This window comes from Streptomyces sp. NPDC015127 (genome assembly GCF_043080095.1).
Taxonomy (GTDB): Bacteria; Actinomycetota; Actinomycetes; order Streptomycetales; family Streptomycetaceae; genus Streptomyces.
Map to the genome: position 1 here is coordinate 15,075 of NZ_JBIBVE010000033.1, position 20,536 is coordinate 35,610.

General features: G+C 70.5%; 19 protein-coding genes and 1 pseudogene. 12 read left to right on the plus strand and 8 right to left on the minus strand.

The genetic code is table 11. From position 1 onward, the window contains the following. Window positions 1-60: 60 nt before the first annotated feature. Both ACF08N_RS35545 and ACF08N_RS35550 read right to left on the minus strand, forming a co-directional pair. The gene (locus tag ACF08N_RS35545; protein WP_392328878.1) at window positions 61-684 is read right to left on the minus strand and encodes a hypothetical protein; all 624 of its coding nucleotides are present in this window, start codon (window positions 682-684) and stop codon (window positions 61-63) included. 280 nt (window positions 685-964) lie between these two features. Continuing rightward, window positions 965-2,398, minus strand: coding sequence for a hypothetical protein (locus ACF08N_RS35550; RefSeq protein ID WP_392328879.1), 1,434 nt, complete (start codon window positions 2,396-2,398; stop codon window positions 965-967). Window positions 2,399-3,023: 625 nt separating this feature from the next. On the opposite strand from ACF08N_RS35550, the gene ACF08N_RS35555 reads away from it, so the two are divergent. The 9 genes from ACF08N_RS35555 to ACF08N_RS35595 all read left to right on the plus strand — a co-directional run bounded on the left by ACF08N_RS35555 (window position 3,024) and on the right by ACF08N_RS35595 (window position 14,978). Next, window positions 3,024-3,956, plus strand: coding sequence for a conjugal transfer protein (locus tag ACF08N_RS35555; RefSeq protein WP_392328880.1), 933 nt, complete (start codon window positions 3,024-3,026; stop codon window positions 3,954-3,956). A gap of 17 nt (window positions 3,957-3,973) precedes the next feature. Continuing rightward, entirely contained in the window at window positions 3,974-4,294 is a 321-nt protein-coding gene (locus tag ACF08N_RS35560; protein WP_392328896.1) for a hypothetical protein, read from the plus strand. Next, window positions 4,291-4,872 (plus strand): hypothetical protein, encoded by a 582-nt coding sequence (locus ACF08N_RS35565; protein ID WP_392328881.1) that lies wholly within the window; start codon window positions 4,291-4,293, stop codon window positions 4,870-4,872. Before ACF08N_RS35560 ends, ACF08N_RS35565 begins: the two co-directional genes overlap by 4 nt. Beyond that, a complete protein-coding gene (locus ACF08N_RS35570; protein WP_392328882.1) occupies window positions 4,869-7,556 on the plus strand; it encodes an ATP-binding protein in 2,688 nt (895 codons plus the stop codon). The genes ACF08N_RS35565 and ACF08N_RS35570 overlap by 4 nt, the downstream gene beginning before the upstream one ends. After that, window positions 7,553-7,909 (plus strand): hypothetical protein, encoded by a 357-nt coding sequence (locus ACF08N_RS35575; RefSeq protein ID WP_392328883.1) that lies wholly within the window; start codon window positions 7,553-7,555, stop codon window positions 7,907-7,909. Before ACF08N_RS35570 ends, ACF08N_RS35575 begins: the two co-directional genes overlap by 4 nt. Window position 7,910: 1 nt before the next feature. Then, window positions 7,911-10,607, plus strand: coding sequence for a hypothetical protein (locus tag ACF08N_RS35580; RefSeq protein WP_392328884.1), 2,697 nt, complete (start codon window positions 7,911-7,913; stop codon window positions 10,605-10,607). Between the two features lie 35 nt (window positions 10,608-10,642). After that, window positions 10,643-11,755 (plus strand): C40 family peptidase, encoded by a 1,113-nt coding sequence (locus ACF08N_RS35585; protein ID WP_392328885.1) that lies wholly within the window; start codon window positions 10,643-10,645, stop codon window positions 11,753-11,755. Between the two features lie 176 nt (window positions 11,756-11,931). After that, window positions 11,932-12,378: a hypothetical protein gene (locus ACF08N_RS35590; RefSeq protein ID WP_392328886.1), complete on the plus strand. Its 447-nt coding sequence runs from the start codon at window positions 11,932-11,934 to the stop codon at window positions 12,376-12,378. After that, window positions 12,354-14,978, plus strand: coding sequence for an ATP/GTP-binding protein (locus ACF08N_RS35595; protein ID WP_392328887.1), 2,625 nt, complete (start codon window positions 12,354-12,356; stop codon window positions 14,976-14,978). Before ACF08N_RS35590 ends, ACF08N_RS35595 begins: the two co-directional genes overlap by 25 nt. A gap of 307 nt (window positions 14,979-15,285) precedes the next feature. Here the strand turns inward: ACF08N_RS35595 and ACF08N_RS35600 are convergent, their stop codons facing one another. The 5 genes from ACF08N_RS35600 to ACF08N_RS35620 all read right to left on the minus strand — a co-directional run bounded on the left by ACF08N_RS35600 (window position 15,286) and on the right by ACF08N_RS35620 (window position 18,405). Continuing rightward, entirely contained in the window at window positions 15,286-15,729 is a 444-nt protein-coding gene (locus tag ACF08N_RS35600) for an NUDIX domain-containing protein (protein ID WP_392328888.1), read from the minus strand. Then, a complete protein-coding gene (locus tag ACF08N_RS35605) occupies window positions 15,726-16,688 on the minus strand; it encodes a dTMP kinase (protein ID WP_392328889.1) in 963 nt (320 codons plus the stop codon). Before ACF08N_RS35605 ends, ACF08N_RS35600 begins: the two co-directional genes overlap by 4 nt. 126 nt (window positions 16,689-16,814) lie before the next feature. Then, complete coding sequence (locus ACF08N_RS35610) at window positions 16,815-17,459, minus strand: hypothetical protein (protein ID WP_392328890.1); 645 nt, start codon at window positions 17,457-17,459, stop codon at window positions 16,815-16,817. Continuing rightward, window positions 17,456-17,905, minus strand: a complete 450-nt coding sequence (locus tag ACF08N_RS35615) for a hypothetical protein (RefSeq protein WP_392328891.1) — start codon at window positions 17,903-17,905, stop codon at window positions 17,456-17,458. Before ACF08N_RS35615 ends, ACF08N_RS35610 begins: the two co-directional genes overlap by 4 nt. Continuing rightward, a complete protein-coding gene (locus ACF08N_RS35620; RefSeq protein WP_392328892.1) occupies window positions 17,902-18,405 on the minus strand; it encodes a hypothetical protein in 504 nt (167 codons plus the stop codon). Before ACF08N_RS35620 ends, ACF08N_RS35615 begins: the two co-directional genes overlap by 4 nt. A gap of 480 nt (window positions 18,406-18,885) precedes the next feature. Here ACF08N_RS35620 and ACF08N_RS35625 point away from each other — a divergent pair, with 480 nt between their 5' ends. From ACF08N_RS35625 to ACF08N_RS35635, 3 genes are read left to right on the plus strand one after another with little or no spacing between them, the layout of a single operon-like run. Further along, window positions 18,886-19,779 (plus strand): helix-turn-helix domain-containing protein, encoded by an 894-nt coding sequence (locus ACF08N_RS35625; protein WP_392328893.1) that lies wholly within the window; start codon window positions 18,886-18,888, stop codon window positions 19,777-19,779. Then, a complete protein-coding gene (locus tag ACF08N_RS35630; protein ID WP_392328894.1) occupies window positions 19,763-19,972 on the plus strand; it encodes a DUF397 domain-containing protein in 210 nt (69 codons plus the stop codon). The genes ACF08N_RS35625 and ACF08N_RS35630 overlap by 17 nt, the downstream gene beginning before the upstream one ends. Window positions 19,973-20,017: 45 nt before the next feature. Next, the gene (locus ACF08N_RS35635; protein ID WP_392328895.1) at window positions 20,018-20,230 is read left to right on the plus strand and encodes a DUF397 domain-containing protein; all 213 of its coding nucleotides are present in this window, start codon (window positions 20,018-20,020) and stop codon (window positions 20,228-20,230) included. A 191-nt stretch (window positions 20,231-20,421) separates the two neighbouring features. Here ACF08N_RS35635 and ACF08N_RS35640 read toward each other — a convergent pair. Continuing rightward, window positions 20,422-20,536 (minus strand): annotated as a pseudogene (locus tag ACF08N_RS35640) (IS5/IS1182 family transposase); the annotation flags it as partial.

Sequence of the window (20,536 nt, forward strand, 5' to 3'; positions counted from 1 at the left end):
CACGTCTGAGGTCCCGGCAGCACGGTTGCGCTCGGGCTGGGGCATGGGAAGGGAATCCTTTCAGCGGTGATGTGCAGGGGGTGTGCCGGGGTGCCGGCCGGGACGGTGGGCCGGTGTCGGCGGGTACGGGACGGCCAGCAGCCCCGGCCTGCAGGCGTTCGCGCCGGCCGGCCCGGGCTGGGCGGCTGTGGTCTTGAGGATGTGGGCGACCTGGTCGGCGAGTTGGAGCATCAGCCGTTCGCGGTAGATGAGGCCGGTTGAGGCGGAGTGGATGTCGTGGGTGTGGAGCAGGTCGGCGGCGTCCCACATCAGGCACTGGCCGATCTCGGCCGACCGGCGCAGCTCGTAGCGGTCGGTGCTGGCGGCGGCTTGGACGAGGTAGGTGTGCAGGACGGCGAGGCGCTGCAGGTATCGGCAGGCGCTGGGGCCTTCGACGCTGCGCACATGTTCGCGGGCCCGGGCGTCCAGTCGGCCCGGCCAGTGTTCGGCGAGCAACGGCGCGAGCAGCATCCCGGGAAGGGCGACGTCAGCGGGGACTCCGTGGACCATGGCCAACACGCCGGCAACGAGACTGAAGACGGCGACCGCGACGGTTGAGGCGCGCAGGGATCCGGGGAGGGTGGAGGCCAGGCCGATGTGCCTGGCAGGGCGTCTGGTCAGCCAGCGCAGGGCCAGGCGCTGCATGCGCGTAGCCGTTGGGGTGAGAACCCCGATCTGATGAGGCAGTTCAGGGCGGGAGCCGTCGCCTGGGACGGTCCAGGCGAGCCAGCCCCATCGGGTGCGCTCGTAGACGAGCACGGGTTCGCACGCGTCCGTGCACGTGTAGTCGCGGACGTGGCCGGTTCGCAGGGCGTGTGCGCGTTCCGCCTCCCACCGGCCCGGGTCGAGGGCGAAGGGGCGCTGGTGCTGCCCGGACGCGGCCGGCGGTGGTGTGCGAGGGGTGTCTGGCGCGGGCGGCTTCCCTTCAGTTTGGTCGGTCAGGCTGAGGCACACGTCGGGCAGCGGCCGTCGCCGTCGGGGTGGGCTCGCTTGCGGGTGGGCCCGGGCAGGTGCGGCACAGCGGCCAGCCGAGGCAGGCCGGGCAGAGGTCTTCGCCGTCGGCGGTGGCCGGCACGCCGCAGCCGGCGCATTCGACGAGGGCCCGGTAGGTGAGGGCTTCGCTCACGGTGCGGTCGGCGGCCGTGGTCGAGGCCCGCACCGTTGTCGCCGTCACGAACGGCTCGTCCAGCAGGGGCGCGTCGCGATGGGTGGCTGTGGTGGTGGGCGGCGGGTAGGCCTGGGCGGCGCGGAGCCGGGCGGCGATGATCGCGCCGACCGAGGTGCGCACCGGTTTCGGCAGGGGGCGGTCGGCGATGACGTGGCGCAGCTGCTCGGCGCTCCAGCCGGCGTCCATCATCACGGTCGACACGCGGCCCTGATCGGTCAGCGCAGCCCCGGTCAGCAGAAGTTCAGGGCGGCTCGCCCCGATCTCCAGCAGGAGCTGGATGCCCGGGTGGATCTCGTCTGCCGGGGGCGCTGCCGCGTGGGAGGGAGCCGTCCTTCCGTTCGTGTGGGCGGCGTCGCCGAGGTCGCACGGACGGATGGGGCTGGTCTTCTGGTTGTTGGTCTTCTTAACGATGGTGTTCTTAGTGCCGGGGTCAGCCAACGCTGGCTCGCCCAATCCTGGATAGCCCGACTCTGGTTGTGAGCTGGGGTTTTGCAGGGCCGGAAGGTCGGTGATGAAGTACAGCGCCTGACCGAGCGTGCCGTCGGCATTGCGGGCGCGGTCGCGTAGCAGGAATCCGTGGTTCTCCAGTTCCTCCAGGCCGGTGGTGACCGCGTCGACTCGTTCGCGGCCGTGTCGGGCGAGGTTGGCGACGGTGACCTGCCAGCCGTCCCGGTGGGTGCTGATGTAGCCGAAGAGTCCCTTTGCCTTGAAAGAGATCCGGCGGTCGCGGAACAGCGCATTGGCGATCTGCGTGAACTGGTCGGCCGCCATCACCCCGCGGCGGATCCCTGCGGCGAACCCGGCGTCACTGCCGATCCCCCGGAGTGCCGGTGCCGTGGCCGGATCGATCGGCGGAACGTCCGGGGCGGCGGGACGGTCGGTGATGCTGTAGACGATCTCTCCGAGGGTGCCGTTCGGGCGGCGTACGCGATCGCGGATCAGGTAGCCGAATTTCTCCAGCTCGTTCAGGCCTGCGCGTACGGCGTCGCGCCCGTCGGGCCCGAGGGCGACGAGGGCGGTGATGGTCACCAGCCAGCCGTTGCGGTGGGTGCTGATGTAGCCGAAGAGCCCCTTGGCCCGGTACGAGAGTCGGGGGTCGCGGAACAACCCGTTGGCGATCTGGGTGAACTGGTCGGCCGCCATCACGCCGCGGCGGACCCCTGCTCCGAAGCCGCTCACCGCGCTGCCCATGGGCGCGGCCGCGTGCGGTGGCCGCGGCAGCGCACCGTGCCCACCGGGGTGGTGAGGCCGGTGAGTACGGGCGTGGAGGCGTACGTGCGTTCCATGCCGCCAGGTCATCCACCGGCCCCGACCAGGCTGGCGGCCACCAAGCCCGACCAACGGTCACGATCCGGCAACGCGGTCTTCTGCCTGCCGTGGTCGGGGTCCCGGCATGGCGCGGGGTGAGTGCGCAGCCCGAATGCGCAGCCTCGGCTGGGCGTTGCGCAATCGGGCTGCGCGACCGATCGGGTCTCGTGCGAAGTCGGGACGGGGTGCGCAGTGCGGTCCCGGCGGAGCAGAGTCAGGTGCGGCGATGCGCAGGTACTGCCGCGGTCTGGGGTGGTGTCCTTCTGCGCACCGGTGTACGGCGCCGGCGGCGATGCGGGCGTCAGCGCTGGGCGGGACAAACGAGTGAGCGCCGCCCGACCCGCGTCAGGCCAGTGGTTGGGCCCGTGGTCGGGCCGACCATGACCCCGACCAGGGGTTTCGTATCCGCATCGTGACCGTGGTAGGGGGCTCGTGGTCGGTGGTCGGGTCAGGGGTGGCGGGTTTTCTCGAGGTCAGCAATCACACGTTCTGACCTGGGAGTTTGACCATGTCTCCTGGCAAGCAGGCCGCAGCGGGCGAAGCTGCTGCTCCGATGGCGGCGGGTGCCCGGCTGGAGGCGATGCGCCGCCGCGTCCGCCTCTCCCGAGTGGCGGTTTGGGCCGTCATCGCGGCCGGCCCCGTCGCCCTGGCTGTTGCCGTCACGTCCACCCCGACCACGGTTGAGGCGGCCACGGCGGCCAAGCCCACCGCCGTGCGTACCGCGGTGGCCGCCGCCGACCCGGCCGGTTACGCGCAGCTGTTCGTCAGCGCGTGGCTGCGCAGCAGCGCGGACGACGCAACGAGTGCGCAGGCGGGGCTTGCGCAGTCGATGGCGCCGGACGTCGAGCTGCCCGACCTGGCCGGGGATGCGCAGCCGAAGCCGGAGTACGTGACGGCGGTACGCAGCGCGCCGCGCGAGCGTGGTGCGTGGTCGGTCACGGTGGCTGCGCAGTACGCCGACGGGTCGGTGCGGTACTTCGCCGTGCCGGTGACTGCCGACCGCTCGGGCACGTCGTTCACTGTGACCGGTGCGCCTGGCGTGGTGGCCAGCCCGGCCCGGGCCGAGGTGCGGAAGACGCCGTACGGCGTGACCGTCCCGGAAGGTGATCTGTCGTCCGCTGTCGGTGAGTTCCTCACCGCGTATCTGACCGGTGCCGGCGAGGTCGACCGCTACCTCGCGCCTGGTGTGCGGCTGTCGGCCGTCTCCCCCGCCCCGTACCAGGCGGTTGCGGTGCAGCAGGTCCTCGCCGCCGAGGAGTTCGCGGCCGCCGAGCAGATGCCGGCCGACGGCGCCAAGGTGCGAGTCCTCGCGCAGGTGGAAGCCCAGGATGCCAGCGGCCGGTGGCCGCTGGCATACGAGCTCGTTCTCAAGGCGCGGTCTGGGCGGTGGGAAGTCGCGGCGCTGGAGTCCGGGGCTGCCCTGGACGGGGGTGTCCGGTGATCACGGTGAACGGTTTGATGTTCGCCGGACGGCTGGACACCGTCGGTGACTCCTGGATCAACATGTTCGGGGACTGGGCGACGAAGGGTTTGCACGCCGGTCTGATTGTGCTCGTCGTGATCATCATGGTCCAGAGGTTCAGCCTCAAGGCGGGGATCGGCGCCCTGTTGCTGATGGTCATCGCGCTGGGGTTGTACAACTCCCGCGAGGAACTGGCGGCCATGTTCGAGGACGAGGTGAAGAACCCGGCCGTGGGCGCCCCGTCCGTCTCCGGGGTCGTGCGCGCTTCGGATCCGGCCGTGCGGGAGCACTCCGCGGATGCGGGGGGCTGGCTGTGAGCGCCGACACCGCGGAACGGGTGGGACGTTTCTACACCGCCGCCCGCCGCCACCCCTGGGTGCTGGGAAAGGTAGCGGACTGGAAGATCCCGCTCGGGCCATACACCCCTGCGCAGATCGCAGTCGCCGTTGTCGGCGGCTTCTTTCTGATCAAAACCATCAGCTGGTGGTCGTGGATGGGGCCTGCCCCGATCGCGGCCTGGTTGCTGGCGGTCTGGGCGGTGCGCCGCCCGAAGATAGGGGGCCGCGCCCCGCTGCAGGCTGCACTGGGCTGGGTGCTGCTGGGCTGGCAACCCCAAGGAGGCCGGATCGGTGGGCGGGCCGCCCGCGATCGCGCGCCCCGCCCGCTGCTCGGTGGCTTCACGATCGAGGACGCACTCGCCCCGGTGCCGACGAAGCGGCCCGGTTCGGCTCGGCGGAGTGCAGAGCGGACACCGACACCGCGTAGGGGTTCCAGCCCAGTTCGCTCGTCCGCGAGCCGCCGCACACCGTCGGCTGCTCCCGCAGCGCCGGTGCATCCGGTGTCCGGCGTCCAGCAGCTGCTCATGCTCGCCGAACAGGGCGGTGGTGCGCTGTGAGAGTTCCGATCCGTCACATCGCGGGGCATCTGGTGTGGTCGGCGCACGGCAGCGTGTGGGCCGTCTACCGGCTGCACCCCGGCCCGGACGCACACGGCCGTCGCGAGGAAACCGTCCAGGGCACCTACGTGCCGGCCGCGGTCCGCGACGAACAGCTCGCCAAGACCACCCATCTGATCCGCTCCCTGACCGGTGCACCGCGGCTCATTGCTCTGTGCGCCCAGGTCGACCCCGGCGAGATCGCCCTCAAGATGATCGAGGGCATCGAGCCGGCCGAGACGCTGCCGGACGGCGGCCCACACCCGTGGGTGGAGAACATCGAAGCCACGCTGGACCTGCTGGACGGCCAGGAGATGCACCGCCGCACCCTGTGGCTGGCCGTGCCGCTGCAGACCGAGACAGCCGGCATGCAGGTGTCTGCGTCGCTCGGAGCGATGTGGGCGGAGCTGTCCCCGATGCTGGGCATGCAGCCGGCCCCCGTCGCGCGGCGTGAAGTGAACGCCTACCGGGAGCAGGCCTCCCGCGTGGAGGCCACGCTCGCAGGCGGCGTCGCCTTCCGTCCGGCCCGTCCGGCGGAGATCGTGTGGATGATCCAGCATGCTCTCCACCGAGGCCTGCCGGAGCCTCTGCTTGCCGAGGCCGCAGCCAGTGACCTGTACGGCGGGCAGATCCGCGATGGCGTGTTGCGGTCCCCCAGCTACGCCGACCTCGGTCAGGTGCGTCTGCAGGAAGGCGGCATCGATCCGGCGCTCGATGACGTCGAGGACCTCAAGGGGGCGGGCCAGATGACGCGGTCGGGGCGCAAGGCGTGGTGGCGGCTAAACGCCGCCTCTCCGCTGCGTCGGCGCTGGCTGCAGGTTGAAACGGACGCCGGGGTGGGCTACCAGGCGCAGTTGGCGTTGGCCGAGTGCCCTCCCGCTGTGAACCAGAATGCCGCCGACCTGTTCGCCCAGTTGGAAACTCTGGACTTCCCCGTCGATTACACCGTCGACCTCACGCTGGTACCCGCGGAGAAGGCGCGGGATCAGGTGCGGCGCAAGAAGAACGAACTGATCGACCAGGCCGACCAGTACGACGCCCGCCCTACCGGCATGCCTGCCTCTCTGACTGTTGCCGCACGCGACCTGGGGGAGCTGGACGCCCGCCTGTCCCGTACCTCGGTTGAGGTCGAGGTGCAGTCGGTGACTGTGCTGACGGTGTGGGGGCCGACCGCCGCCATCTGCGACGCACGGGCCCGCGCGCTGGCCGCGCTGCTCGCCGGTGCCGACTACCGGGCGGTCCGGCCGGCCGGGCTGCAGGAGGCGCTGTTCACGCTGGGCCTGCCCGGCACGGTGCGGCCCGGTGTGGTCAGGGAGTTCACACAGCATCAGGTCTCGGAGGACTGGGCGCTCGGCGGGGCCTTCACCATCGGGGAGGTCGGCGACCCCAACGGGATGTTCCTCGGGATCGACCTGGACAGCGGCACCACTCGCCCCGTCATGATCAATGTGGCGGATGCGCCCAAGGTGGATGCGTCCGCGTCCATGGGCATCGTTGGGGACCTGGGCGCGGGCAAGAGCGTCCTGCAGAAGTTGGTCTCGGAGGCTGTGTGGGCGCGCGGCGGCTGCGCGATCTGCATCGATCGCACCCCGGTGCGCGAGTGGGCCACCTTCGCGCGTGCGGCAGCGAAGGACCGTTGCCAGATCATCGACGCTGCCAGGGCCGAGGTGTCGATCGACCCGCTTCGCATGTTCGACGGTCCGGAGGGCCGCCACTACGCCCTGTCCTACCTCACCCTGCAGCTCGGCATCGGCCCGATGAGCACCAGCGGCGAGGTCCTGCACCACGCCGTCGAGCAGGCTGCCGTCGGCGACGCCCCCTCCATGCACCGCGTGTTGGAGGTCCTCGAGGAGATGGCCACCCGCGAGACGGGCAAGCGGCAGGATGCGGCCGCCACCCTGGCCGGCCTCATCCGAGTGGTGGCCGCCAATCCCCTCGCGGCGATGGTGTTCGACCCGACGCTGCCGCCGGTACGGCTGGACGCCTCCAGCACCTCCGACATGATCGTGATCACGACCACGGGGCTGAAGCTGCCCCCGAAGGCCGCGTTCGACAAGCCTGAAGTGCTGCATCAGCAGCCGCTGGAGGCGCTGATCGGCCGTGCGGTGCTCTACCTGATCGCCGCGCTCGCCCGGCAGACGGCGTTCGAGGACCCGGAGCGGTTCATCGCGGTGGTCGCGGACGAGCTGTACTGGCTGACGTCGTCGGCCGAAGGCACCGCTCTGGTCCACGAGATCCTCCACGACGGCCGCAAGCATGGCGCCGGCCTGTTGGCCGGCTCGCACGATGCCGAGGAGCTTGGCCCGGACCGCGGGCTGATGGCCTACCGGGCGCTCGCCCGGACCACGGACCGTGGACGCGCCCGCCGCGGGCTGGAGTTCGTCGGCCTCGACCCGAACGATCCGGAGTTGCTGCGGATGGTGACCACCGGCCTGTCCCCGGTCGGGCAGAAGGGCCGCGAGGGCGAGTTCCTGCTGGCCTGTCCCCGGCAGAACACCGGCCGGGTGAAGGCCGTGATTCCGAACCTCGCGCGCATCGCCACGTCCATCACCACCACACCGGGCCGCCGAGCCGCCTCACGCGCAGCGTCTGAGCTGCTCACCGGTGAGGACGTCGACGCCCGTCCGAAGGCACACCTCTCATGAGCCGTTCTTCGTCGTTCTCCCCCTCCCGCTCCCGGCGCCTCGCCACCGTGGCGAGCGTCCTGACCATAGTCACCCTGGCGGCCGGGGCGCTCACCTTGGTGGCCGGGGTGAGCCTGCCCGAGGCATGGTGGCCTCGTACCGGTGCGGCCTTCGCGGCCGAGTCCCCCGCTGCGCGCCAGGATCCGTGCGGCCTGATCGTCGGGCCGGCCAAGGTGTACTGCGATACCGGCACTGCCACATCCGCCGCCGATCAGGACTCCCGGGTGGGGTGGAAGGTGGTGCCTGCCGGCGCGGTCCTGGCCGCCCTCGTGATGTGGCGGCACCGCAGCGCTGCTGGGCAAAGGCGGCGCTGACGTGTTTCGTCCAGACCGCGGCACCCTGCGCTCGGCCGGTTTCGTCGTGCTGCTCACTGGCGTGTTCGTCATGGTGAACAGCCACGTCGTGTACGCGGCGAGCAGCAACAGCGAGACCGGAGACCTGCTCGCCCCGCTGAACATCACCTCCACCGAGGGCGTGCCGATCAACGGCTACGAGCTCGGCGCCGAAGGCGGCTCCATCATCAGTCTCAAGACGCAGAGTCTCGCCTTCGCTCTATCCGGTCTGTTCACCTTGATTCGGATACTGGTGGGCCTGGCGGGATGGGCGATCGAGGTGGCCTTCCGGTTCCCGCTGCTGAAGATCCTCACGCGCCCGGCGCAGAAGGTCGCCGACACCTACGACAACGTGGTCGTCGACACGCTCGGGCTGAAGGGACTTCTGCTGGCCTGGGCGTTCGTGTTCGCCGGGTTCATGATCGTGCGCGGCCGCGTCGGCCGCGGCCTGGGCGAAATCTTCCTGACTCTGCTCATCGCAGCGTTCGCCGCCTCAGCATTCGTGCGCCCCGACACTCTGCTCGCCCAAGACGGTCCTCTGGGGCAGTCCCAGCAGGTGGCCGCAGAGGTCGCCCAGCAGAGCGTCAACTCCTACGACTGGGGCGGAAAGATCACCAGCCGAGGGCCGTGCGACGACTTGGTCGAACAGCAGAAGGAACGGTGCCTGGTGCGCCAGGCTGCGCAACCGGTCGAGGCCAGCGAGGTCGCCCGACCCATCCAGGACTCCATCACCAACGCGCTCGTGGTCAAGCCGTACATGCTGCTGCAGTACGGGCGCGTTCTCGACCCGGGCAAACCCTCCGACCGCAAGGCCTACGCCGTCCACCTGAAGTGGATCACCGGCGGCTACAAGGCTGGTGCCAAGAAGGAATACGAGGACAAGGAGAACCCCTGCGACAAGCTCAAGGGCCCGGCGAGGGAGTACTGCATCCCCGACCCCGGCGCTGCCGACGGGAATGACGGCAGCGACAGGCTGCCGGAGTTCACTCCAGGGGGTGAGCTGCTGGACTCCTCGAACGCGATCGTCACCGACGAGGACAAAGAGCTCCATGCCTTCCTGCAGGACATGAAGAAGGCCGGCGACGTCGGCAAGTCCTGTGCCACCTACGCCGAAAAGCCCACCTGGTGGCGGGTCGGCGGCGCCGCGCTGCTCCTGATCGCGGCGCTGCTGATCTGCGGCATGCTGCTGAGCAGCGCCATCGTCCTGCTCGGCACCCAGGGCATCTGCGCCGCGGCGGCCGCCGTCGGCGGCGTCACCCTCATCGCCGCCATGCTGCCCGGGCCGCCGCGCCAGTCGGCGTGGAAGTGGCTGTCGATCTGGGGCATCTCGGTCCTGACCGTGGTCGGGATCTGCGCCTTCGTGCCGTTCTTCGGTATCGCCGTGGACGCCACGATCACCAACGGGCCCGACCTGATGGTCGAGCGGATTCTCCTGATCGACGTCCTCGCCATCGCGGGCGCAGCCGGACACCGCCGGCTCCTCACCGGAATCAGCTCCTTCGGGCGGCGCATGGCGATGCGCATGCGCTACACCAAGGTCGGCGGCACCCACATGCCCGGCGACACCTCCGAGCTCGGCGCCGCGCTCGCGATGAACTCACCTCTCGCGCTGGGCGGATACGGGGGCGGCCTGCGTGTCTTCACGGGCGGCGGTGGCAGCCGGTTCGGGATGCTCGGCACCCGGCAGCGGCTGATGGGCGCGTTGACGTCATTGTTCGACGGCGCGGGCATGCCGCTGGACACCGGCCGTGTACTCGCCGATGCAGGCGCCGAAGCCGGGCGCGGCCTCGCCCCGCTCACCGCGGCGACTGCCGTGGGCGGGTTGGGTGCGCGGCTCGGTGCGAAGGGTGCCCACTGGCTGCTGATCGGACGGCGGCCGGACAAGGACCAGCTGGCCAAGTGGCTCAAGCCCACGGCTGACGGCGACCCGGACGACGGCGGCCCGGGCGGCGGTTCGGGCGGCGGGGGGCCGCGCCGTCCCGGCGGTCCGCCTGATCGGTACCGCGACGAGGATGGCCAGATCGTCGATCGGCGATCGGGGAGGGTGCTGCACGACCAGCAGGCCGACCGCACGCTGCTGTCCACGCGCGCCCACAACCACTTGGTGCGCTTCCGTGGGTACCGCATCCTCAACCGGGGCAGCCGCGCTGCGTACGGGGCGACGGCCGGTCTCCCGGCCAACGTCCGCCGGGCATGGTCGGGTGGCTCACGGTACTCCCAGGACGCCCGTCAGCAGGTACGGGTGTGGGGCAACACATGGCGCGAGGATGGCCGGTCCTGGGCCGACGCGGGGCGTCAGGTCGCCAGGGCGGTGGGTGGGAACACCAACAGCAGCGGGCCCGGCCCGCTCGCGAGCCGTCGTCTCCCGGCGGCACCGGCGCCGGCTCCCTCCGGGCCGGGTAGCGGAAGCACCACGAGCCGTCCGGGGCCGGCCTCGGCGCCATCGAGCTCGCCGACGTCCCCGATCCAGCGAGCAGGCCGTAGCGCCCCGCGTCCGGCAAGCACTGCGCCGAACAGGGGCGGCCCGGCCCTTCCTGGCGGAGGCAGCGCTCGCAGCACTACGCGTGACGAGGCGCGCGCCCGGATGCAGGAACTGCTGCGCAGGACAGCCCCCGAAGCCGAACGGCTGCGACGGGAGCGGAACCGGCCGCAGCCGCCCGAGGGCGGTGGGGCCGAGTGACGCGGGCCCGGCGGCGCCTCGGGCGGTGGGGATGCGTGACTGTGCTGCTGCTGTTCACCGCCGTGTGCTGCGCTGCTCCTGTCTCCAACGCGATCGGCGCCTACGTCGCGGTGCAGACCGGGCTCCAGGACGACGGTGGCGTCGCCCACGGCGGCACCGCGGCGGACATCCCTGCCCGGATGCTAAGCGCCTACAAGAAGGCCGCCCAGCAGCTCGGCAAGCACGTGCCCAAGTGCCAGGGCATGCGGTGGCCGGTCCTGGCTGGGATCGCCGAGGTCGAGTCGAACCATGCCATCGGCCGCAACATCGCCGACAGCGGCGACATACGTCCGCGCATCTACGGTGTTCTTCTCAACGGCTCCGGGGCCGGCGGCAACACCACGGTCTTCCCTGACACCGACGGCGGTAAGTGGGATGGCACCGCCACCGGGGAGCGCGCGGTCGGTCCCTTCCAATTTCTGCCGTCCACCTGGGAGGGAGCCGGCGAGGACGCCAACGGGGACAAGAAGGCCGACCCGCACAACGCTGACGACGCCGCGCTCGGGGCCGCCGTCTACCTGTGCGGCAACGGTCGCGACTTGACCAAGCGTGCCCAGCTCAAGTCCGCGATCCTCCAGTACAACCACTCAAATGAGTACGTGGCCAACGTGCTCGGCTGGATCGACCAGTACACGGCGGCGGCGAAGGACCCGGACGTGAAGAACGTGCCCGAAGAGGTCCGCACCGTGCTCGAGGCGGCGCTCTCCCAGCGGGGCGTGCCCTACTCCTGGGGCGGCGGCACCGCGGACGGCAAATCATTCGGGATCTGCTGCTCCCCCAGCGGCAAGAGCGGCGCGGGGATCAAGGGCTTCGACTGCTCAGGGCTGACCGTGTACGCGTATGCCAAGGTCGGCATCGGGCTGCCGCGAACGGCGGCCGCCCAGGCCGGACTCGGTCGGCGGATCCCTGCCAGCCTCGGCAAGGACGCTCTGAAGCCCGGCGACCTCGTCTTCTATGCCTATGCGCCGGGGCTCGACTCGACGATCTATCACGTCGGGATCTACGTCGGAGGCGGGCAGATGATCAACGCTGCCAGGCCCGGCACGGCCGTACGACTGGACGCGGTCGAGGCGATGTCCGGTTATGCGGGAGGGGCCCGGCTTCTATGACCAACGGCCTGCCAGCGTCGCCGCGCCTTCTGCTGATCACCGCAGTGATTCTTGCCGCTGCAGGGGTAGTCCTCCTGGCGCTGCCGCATGGCACACCTTTGTCCACGCCCGCCTCCCCGCCATCTGGCGGAGACACATCCGCCTCGCGGTCTCCGGCTGTGTCTCCCATCCCGGCTGTGACACACGAGAACACCACGTCGGCCGGTGGATCTCCGCCGAAGGAGCTGCCGCCGCACGGTGAAGGTACAGCCGGTGACCCGGCCATCCAGAAGGCTTTGGAGGCTGCTTGGCCCGCGGACCTTCCCGCGGCCGACGAGCGCCAGTTGCTCACTGCCGGGCGCGATCTTCTGCGCGCGGACGCCACGGGGATCGGCCGCGAGAGGTGGCCAAGTGTCTACCCCCACTCCCGCCAGGGCCTGGCCCCGGCGTTCGGCACGGCACGGTTCCGGATCCAGGCGGCGATCGCGCGCCGGGGCGGCGCAGCCGACCGGGCAGTAGTGCACCTGGTGTGGGCCGGCACCGACCGCGGCGGCTCATTCACCGACGGGCGTATCAGTGACTGGCACTTCATCCGTACTGCATCGAAGGGAGTGACCACGTGGACTCCGCAGCGCCGTACGTGACGGGCCAGGCAGGCCCGTCACCATCCGGCTCGGTATTCGGCCTGCTCACCGGCATCATCCACGCTGTCGGCTGGTTGATCACCTACTGGTACGTGCCCGTGGCGGCCGCCGCTGTCGTCTGGGCCATGAGCGAGATGGTGGTGCGCCGTCTGGCGCGGAAGGCGTCGGCTCAGCGGATGGCTCTGGAGCTCGTGCCGGCACGGCACTTCGACCCTGGACTGGAGGAGATCTTCCGCCGGGGCATCCAGCTCGCCCGGGCCTCGACGAGCATGCCGTGGTGGGCGCCGCGCCGCTCAAAGGCGGTTCAGATCCGGCTGCGTGCGGACGGCTCCAGCCCGCTGCGCTACCGGATCGAGGGTCCCGCCGGTGGCGAACGTCTGCTGTCGATTACTCCCTTCGGCCCGGCCGTCACGGTGAACCGGGCTCGTCCCCTCGCCGACAAGCCGCGCAATCATGTGGTGCGGGCTGAGTTCATCCTGCGTGGCAAGCCAACGGCCCCGCTTCGTGACGTTCCGCTGGACCCGGACCCGTTGCAGCCACTGGTCGATGCCGTCTCCGACCTGCGGGCGGAACTGGGTGACCTGGCCGAGATACGACTCGACATCCAGCGGGCTCCCAAGTGGGCGCTGCGGGCGCGTCGGGTGCAGTTGATGGCGGATGCCCGCCGAAGGGAGCGGCGCGAGACCCAGCGGGCTGCCAGGTGGGTGCGGCAGGACGCCACCGGGATCGACGATTCGCTGGCCTGGCAGTTCCAGCAGTTGGTCAGCGGGAAGCAGGGCGGGGGCGGGCGCCGTCTGGTCATGCCGCCCGTTCCCCGCCGGGTGGACCCTGAGGAGGCGCTGGGCAAGCTCGCCGATGACGACCACCTCGTCCGCGTGCAACTGCTGGTGATGTGCGCGTCGAACACCGAAGGGCGTGCCGAGGCACGGCTCGCCCAGCTGCAGGCCGCCTTCGACGTGTTCGGTGGGGGCTCGCGGTGGGCAATGCGTGGGTGGCGAGTGGGCCCGTGGCGGTTGGGGGCGGACCGCTGGCCCAGTCGGCGAGGCTTCGAACGTCGCTGGCGGCTGGGGCAGTGCCAGCCGCCCCGTCCGAACTGGGTGCGTCTGGAGGAACTGACCGGCCTGCTCAAGCCGCCCACGGTGCATTGCAGGATGCCGCTGCTCGCAGGAGACCTGCCCACCTTCGAGTTCGGGAACCCAGAGCTGCTGCTGCAGGGCATCTACCGCGGTCCCGACGGCCGCCGGCGTTTGGTCGCCAGCTACGCCAAGGAGACGCTGTTCGAGGTCGGGGTAGGCAAGGCGGGTGGCGGCAAGACTGAACGTGCCCTGGCACAGGCGATCGGCTGGGCCCATGCCGGAGGCGGGCTGATGTTCGTCGACCCGCACCGCGACTCCTGGCCCCGCGCCCTGCCGTTCCTGGCTCACGACGCGCTGATGCAGCGGATAGCGCTCATCGACCTCAACGCCAACGGGCCTTCTCCGCAGCTGAGTTCGTGGAATCCGCTCGGCATGCACCAGGGCCAGGTGCCGCACGAGGTCGTCGAGGCAACCGCCGACGCCTTCGCATCAGCGCTCGGCTGGGACGACGCCAGCGCACCCCGCGCGTTGACAATCCTCACCGCCGCCCTGACGGTACTGGTGGCCCTCAACGAGGCCGCTTGCCAAGCCGGGCGCCCTGAGCACCAGGCCACGGTCTTCCACGTGCGGGCACTGCTGACCGACCCAACCTTCCGCGCTGCCGCACTCGCCGCCCTGGAGGGGTGCCTGGACGACGAGACCCGATCCTGGTGGCAGACGGTGTTCCCGATGCTGCCCGTCGACTCCTTCGCCGTGGTCCTCAATCCGATCGCCCGCCTGGCCTCCAACCCCGTCACCCGCGCCTTCCTCGGGCAGCCTGCTGGCATCTACAACATCCGCGCCGCGATGGACTCGAAGATGATCGTGTGGGTGTGCCCAGGCGGGAACGGGCCCACCGACCGCCTCGTCACCGCGCTGCTCGCCCGGGACCTGCTGCGCGCGGTGCGCTCGCGACGGGACACCCCCGAAGCCCAGCGGGTGCGGTTCCGCGCGTACTTCGACGAGCTGATCACCCTGACCGGCGCAGCCCCGGAGACGATCGCCAGCATGTTCGAAGACTTCCGCAAGTTCAAAGTTCATGTCCACGGCATGACACAGCTGTTGGGCCGCCTGCCCACCGCCGTGCGGCTGTCCCTGGTCCAGAACGCATCCACCCTGGCCTCCACGGCCGGCTCTCAGTCCGCCATCGCCCCGATCACCTCGGAATGGGGCGACCGTCCCGGCCCTGACATCGTCGCCGCCCTGGACCGGTTCGAGCACTACATGTCTCTGACGGTTCATGGCCGTCGCGTGGGTCCCTTTCCGATCACCGGCCCGCACCTGGACGACGTCTTCGCCGAGTACGCCCGTCCCCGCCAGGCGGCAGCAGCGCTGGAGCGTTCGGCCCGGGGCATGGCCGGCGCTGCGCCGATGGACCAGCTCACACGTCTCGCCACCGACCAACTGGGCCGCGTCGTCGACTTCCTCGCCCGGTACGCCCCCACCGCGCCAGCAGTACGGCTGCAGAAGAAGGAGTACCAGTGACCACCGCCTCCAAGACCATGTCGTCCAGTCGCACGCCGAGTCCGGTCGAGCCGTTGCCGATTCAGCTCCTGGCCGGGCTGGGGGCCACACCGGATGGCGACCACCGGTCAGAGGCCGTTTTGACCCGTCATTTCGTCCCCTTCTGTGCACTTAACGTATTTCACGCTCCTCGCCAGGATGGTGTGGATTCGTGGGTAGGCGGCGGGTCATAAGCGGGTGGGGAGGGCATGCGACAGCGCCCCGGTCGGGGGGCGGGGCGCTGTCCTTCCGCCGGTCCGCGACGGGGGAACACGGACCGGAGCATGGGTTACGACCAGCCGTGTTCGGTGAACGGCTCGCCATTGTTGAGGTAGCCGAGCAGACCGGCCGCGGGGTACTCGATGAACTCCTCAGGAAGATCGTGCACGGACCACCACCGCAGATCGAGGCACTTCTCCGGCTCCCGGTTGACCGGTTCGCCCCGCCACTGGGTGGCGAGGAAGAACAGGCCGATGCGCTCGACCTCGGGACCCTGCTTGTGGTGAACGAGGTGCACGAGCCGCAGATGCCCGGGATCGACCTCGATACCGGTTTCCTCGCGCAGTTCGCGCGCGGCGCCCACTGTGGCGGGTTCACCGGCGTCGAGCTTCCCTGAAGGGGCGTGCCAGCGGCCGTAGCCGTAGGGGCCACCGCGCTGCGACAACAAGACCTTGTCGCCGTCGCGGAGGATCACGTGCGTGTCGATCACGGGGGTGGCTGGTGTTGGTGTCATGGGGTCACCGTGGGGTCGTCGGGCCGGTTGGGATGGACGGTACCTGTGGGCAGGGGCACGGCGTCGGCGATCCGGTCCGCTACGTCCCACGGGGTGACATGGGTGGAGTCGAGCACGAGCACCGGGACGCCGAGGGTCATCAGGGTCTGTGCTGCCTCGCGGTAGAGGGCGACCTCGCGGGCCGGGCCGGTCGGATCGTCGTGGAACCGGTGGCGTTTCCCGCGCTCGGCAAGGCGGCCCGCGATGGCCTCGGGGTTGGCGGTGAGGATCACGGCCAGGTCGGGCAGCAGGATGTCGGCGTGGAGGGCGAGCACGAACGGCTCGGGCACGCCGTCGAGCTGCTGGAGCACGAGACTGGAGGCGAGGTAGCGGTCGCAGATCACGGTGTCGCCGGCCGTCAGCAGCGGCTTGAGCTCGTCGATGTGCTCGTACCGGTTCGCCGCGACGAGACAGGCGAGGGCGCGGCCGCGGATGTGGTTGGCCGTCGCCCGGGTGAAGTCGCCGAGCTCGCTCGTGGAGGGCTCGCACGTGGTGTGGACCCGGGCCCCGCGCTTCGTGAGCATGTGGCCGAGCTCGGCCACCGTGGTGGACTTGCCGACCGCGCTGGGCCCGTCGACCCGTTTCCGGGCCTGCTGCGCGGTCACGACCTGTCGAAGGATCGCCGTCACGATGGCGTCCCACAGCGACGGATTGGTCAGCCGGGCCACCGTGCCCAACCGCACCAGGGAGTCGAACAGCGGTCCGGCGCCGTCGGGGGCCTGCGGCAGTTCCATCGGCGAGGTGCAGGCGATTGGCGGCTGCACGGCCCCATCACCCGTCAGGGGGCGCAGCACCAGGTCCTCGTGGAGCGGGCTGCACAGCGCCAGCCATGCGGCGCCCTGGTGTTCGACGACGCGGGCCTGCTCGCCCTCGGGGGTCATGCGCCATGCGGGGTGCTCGGTGATGATCACTGTTTTCATGAGCTCAATTCCGGTCGAGTGTCGGCGTGGTGGTGAAGCGCAGGCATGGGCACGGGTCGTAGCCGATGAGCGCCCGGCTTCCCAGTACAACGGGAGCGAGCTGCTGGTGACGCCGACAGCGAAGGTTCAGACGGGGTCGAGCTGGTCGAGCCGTGCGGGCACCACGCCGTACAGGGCGTTGACGTGCCGTGAGGCGAGGGTCCAGCGGATGCGGGCATCGTCGTAGGCGACCTGGTCCAGTGGGCTGGTCATGGGGCGGTGGAGGGGCCGGACGGTGGCGGGGTCGTAGAGAACGCCGGCGACGCCCCACAGGTGAGGCCTGGCGACCCACGCGGCGACGTGGCCGGTACGAAGGTTCGGGCAGTGGCGTACGGAGATGCGCGCGCAGGGGATGCAGACGGGCGGGGCCGTGGTGAGCTCCCCCTCGGCGATCGGCTGTCCGGTGTCCCTGAGAACAAAGAGCAGACGGGCGGGCGATGCGGCGAGGGTGTCCGTCCCGCACACCTGGCAGCGCAGACGAGAGCTCGCCTGCCGCTGGCGAAGCGCGTGGACGGAAGCGAAGTCGGCCCGGCCCCGGCCGGGAGCGATGGCCTGCCGAACCCACAGTGCACCGGAAAGATCACGGTCGTAGGGGGTTTCATCGCGGTAGCTGAGGCAGGATCCGCCTCTGATCACGCGCCGCCGGAGCCGAGGAGTGATCACGCGCTCGTTGCTCCACGCGGCGATGTAGGGCACGGGAAGCCCTTGGTGGGCGTAGGTCCAAAGCATCACGCTGCTCCTCGTGCGTCGATGCCAGGTGCTGGCGGCGCCCACGGCCGGGCGGTCTCCGGTGCTGGCACCCACGGGGCGACGACGAAGGGGCGGATGGCGGTGGTCAGGGTGTAGAGGGCATCGGGGCCGTCCACGGTGAGCGCGGCGCAGTCGCCGGCGTCGAGCTGTCGCAGGTAGTCGTCCTGCGCGGCCGCGCTGCCGATCCAGCGGCGCAGGGCCTCGGCGGCGTCGAGCGCGAGCGGCGGCTCGGGGGTTGGCTCCAGCACGCAGGGCGGGGCCCACAGCGCGGCCCTGTCGGGCTGTGGGTCGAGCCGGTGGGCGAGGGCGGCGGCCTGGCCGCGGAGCCACCCGAGGGCCATGCGGGGACTCGTGTCCTGGTCCATGCGGGCGAGGACCCACGAGCCGGTGAAATCCCGCGAGGTGGCGGTTACTTCGCATCGGATCATGGCCGGGCCACCACCGGGCGGCGGCCGTCGATCCGCAGGCCCACGCTGATGCGGTGCAGCAGCGCGGCGGCGGCCTCCTCGCACAGCGTGTCGGCGTCCGTCACCGCCGCGGCATGCCCCGGTGGGACGATCCACCGGCGGCCGCCCGTGGACGTGAGCCCGCTGGCCACGGTGATGCGGGGCGGCGGGCAGCGCAGCGTCCCCCGCGCTACCGGCCGGGTGCCGGGGATGGCGGGCCAGACGGCGGCCGTTCCGCGCGGTACGACGACCTCGACGGCCTCGCGCCACGGGGTCTCCAGCACGGGCCCGATCGGCGCGTCAGCGCACCTGATGCGGGCGAGGGCGGCGTAGCCGAGTCGGCGGGAGATCCGGACGACGTCCCAGGCCGTACCGATCGGGACGTCTGCGGCGGCGCCGTCCGTCCACGCGGCGGCGAGCTCAACGGGGGCGGCACCCGCATCAAGTGCCCACGCCTCGGCGGGGATCGGGGTGATCGTCATGCCCCCGCCCCCACTCGTCGGCACGATCCGCAAGCCGTGACCGCCCATCCCAGACGGCCGGCACCCTCGCTGATGGTGTAGGCGTATCCGGCCGGTGTGAGGCCGTCTCCCCTCCACCCGCACCGCGCGCACGCCAGACCGCGTAAGCAGGCGTGCTGTTCGGGCGTGATCCGCAGGGGGTCAAGGACGGTGCTGCGCACGTCCGCTGTCGCTAATGGTGTCTTCATGGGCCGCTCCGATGACTGGGCAGCACTGATCACCACCGTGCGATCAGTCGACTACCTCACGTGTCCGGCTAGCCCTAGAGTGGACGTGGGCGCACTCTCTGCGCAAGTGCGCGGGAAGTGCAGGGCAAGTAATCACGTGACCCCGGAATATTCGCCGAGGGGAGACCCCATGAGTGCAGCCCGTCCGGCCGGTGCGGCAGACTGGTCCCAGGCAAGTGCGCACGTCCGGCAACGACGGAGAGGGGGGCGACGCGTGACGACTCCCGAGCAACAGCCGCCAGTTAACCGGCGGCAGTTCGGCGCGGAACTGCGCCGCCTGCGGAAGGCCGCAGGGCTGCAACAAGAAGACGTGGCCGCACACCTCGGCACCTCGACCACCCGCGTCAGCCGCATGGAAACGGGCAAGGGCCGGGTCGTCGCCAAGCCGGAAGAGGTCCGCCGGCTCTGCGAGCTGTTCCGGGTCACCGATGAGCGGCAAGTGCAGCGCCTCGTCGAAATGGTCGCCACATCCCGGCAGCCGGGTTGGTGGGACCAGTACCGGGACGTCCTTCCCTCCGGGCTGGAAGTCCTGGTCAGCATGGAGACGGCCGCCCACTCTGTCCGCGCCTGGGAACCCAAGTTGGTGCCCGGCCTGCTCCAGACCGAGAGCTACGCCCGAGCGGTCATCCAGACCTCGCCCACCATGCGGCCCCACGACGTGGACGACATGGTCAAGATCCGCACAGAGCGTCAGAAAGCGGTGACCGATCCGCAGACAGCCACCCGGCCGCCGCTTGAGCTCTGGGCGATCTTGGATGAGGACGTGATCACTCGTCCGGTCGGCGGCGCAGAGGCGATGCGAGAGCAGATCGCGCACCTGCTGGCGATGGGTGAACAGCCGCACGTCACCCTGCAAGTCGTGCCGCGCGCCAAGGGAGCGAACCCCGGCCTCGGCGGCGCTTTCAGCCTCCTCGACTTCGAGACGGGGGAACCCGCGGTCGTCTACGTGGACAGTCCGGCCGGGAACCTCTACCTCGAAAAGCGGGCCGACGTCCGGGCGTTCGCCACGGCGTTCGACCTGCTGAGGGCCGCAGCCCTCGACCCTGACGAATCAGCGGCCCTCATGCGACGGGCCTCGAAGGAGATGCAAGATGACCAGCCTGGATGACCTCGACTGGTTCAAGGCCACGGCCAGCAGCGCCAACGGCGGATGCCTGGAAGTCGCCTTCATGGACGACGGCCGGGTCGCCCTCCGAGACAACGAGGACCTGACCAACCCCCCGTTCGTCGTGTCCCGCCACGTCTGGGCCTGCTTCCTCGACGGCGCTGCCAAGGGGGAGTTCACCCCTCCGGCCACGTAACCCACCAACCGGAGACCTGCTGGTAGCCGCAGGACAGGAGCACCGATGACCACCATCCCGCCCACTGACGCACAGCTCGCCGGCACCACCTGGCGGACGAGCACCTACAGCGGCGCCAACAGCGAATGCGTAGAGGTCGCGCTCGGCGGCTCGTGGGTCGGCGTGCGCGACTCCAAGGCCCGGACCAGGCCAGCCCTGGCGGTGCCCGGACAGGCCTGGGCCGCAGCGGTCGACGCGTCGCGTGCCGGGACGCTCTGATCTCGCCTGCACACGACCAAGGGGCCGCCCAGAGGCGGCCCCTTCGTCGTGTGCTCCTCAGCTCCACCACCGGTTGCGGCCCGACACGGCATGTCAGACTGGCTCACGCCGTTGGAGGCTGCGGCGCAAGTGCCTGGTGAACTGCGCAGTAAAAGAGCGTCTTGTCCTGGCGAAAGTGTTTGGTCCGAGGTTCATGAGACGCGCCAGTTCAGGGTGGATTCGCGGGTGAGCCGTCGGCTCATGAGGTTGATCATCGCGATGTGGATTATGGCTTCGGAGCGTGGGAGTGGGTTTCGTAGTCGCGGG

Coding starts and splice junctions, on each gene's coding strand:
- ACF08N_RS35560 (WP_392328896.1), top strand. CDS start 3,974: ATGTTCGCCGGACGGCTGGACACCGTCGGTGACTCCTGGATCAACATG.
- ACF08N_RS35620 (WP_392328892.1), bottom strand. CDS start 18,405: ATGACGATCACCCCGATCCCCGCCGAGGCGTGGGCACTTGATGCGGGT.
- ACF08N_RS35575 (WP_392328883.1), top strand. CDS start 7,553: ATGAGCCGTTCTTCGTCGTTCTCCCCCTCCCGCTCCCGGCGCCTCGCC.
- ACF08N_RS35545 (WP_392328878.1), bottom strand. CDS start 684: ATGCAGCGCCTGGCCCTGCGCTGGCTGACCAGACGCCCTGCCAGGCAC.
- ACF08N_RS35630 (WP_392328894.1), top strand. CDS start 19,763: ATGACCAGCCTGGATGACCTCGACTGGTTCAAGGCCACGGCCAGCAGC.
- ACF08N_RS35615 (WP_392328891.1), bottom strand. CDS start 17,905: ATGATCCGATGCGAAGTAACCGCCACCTCGCGGGATTTCACCGGCTCG.
- ACF08N_RS35600 (WP_392328888.1), bottom strand. CDS start 15,729: ATGACACCAACACCAGCCACCCCCGTGATCGACACGCACGTGATCCTC.
- ACF08N_RS35550 (WP_392328879.1), bottom strand. CDS start 2,398: ATGGGCAGCGCGGTGAGCGGCTTCGGAGCAGGGGTCCGCCGCGGCGTG.
- ACF08N_RS35605 (WP_392328889.1), bottom strand. CDS start 16,688: ATGAAAACAGTGATCATCACCGAGCACCCCGCATGGCGCATGACCCCC.
- ACF08N_RS35555 (WP_392328880.1), top strand. CDS start 3,024: ATGTCTCCTGGCAAGCAGGCCGCAGCGGGCGAAGCTGCTGCTCCGATG.
- ACF08N_RS35635 (WP_392328895.1), top strand. CDS start 20,018: ATGACCACCATCCCGCCCACTGACGCACAGCTCGCCGGCACCACCTGG.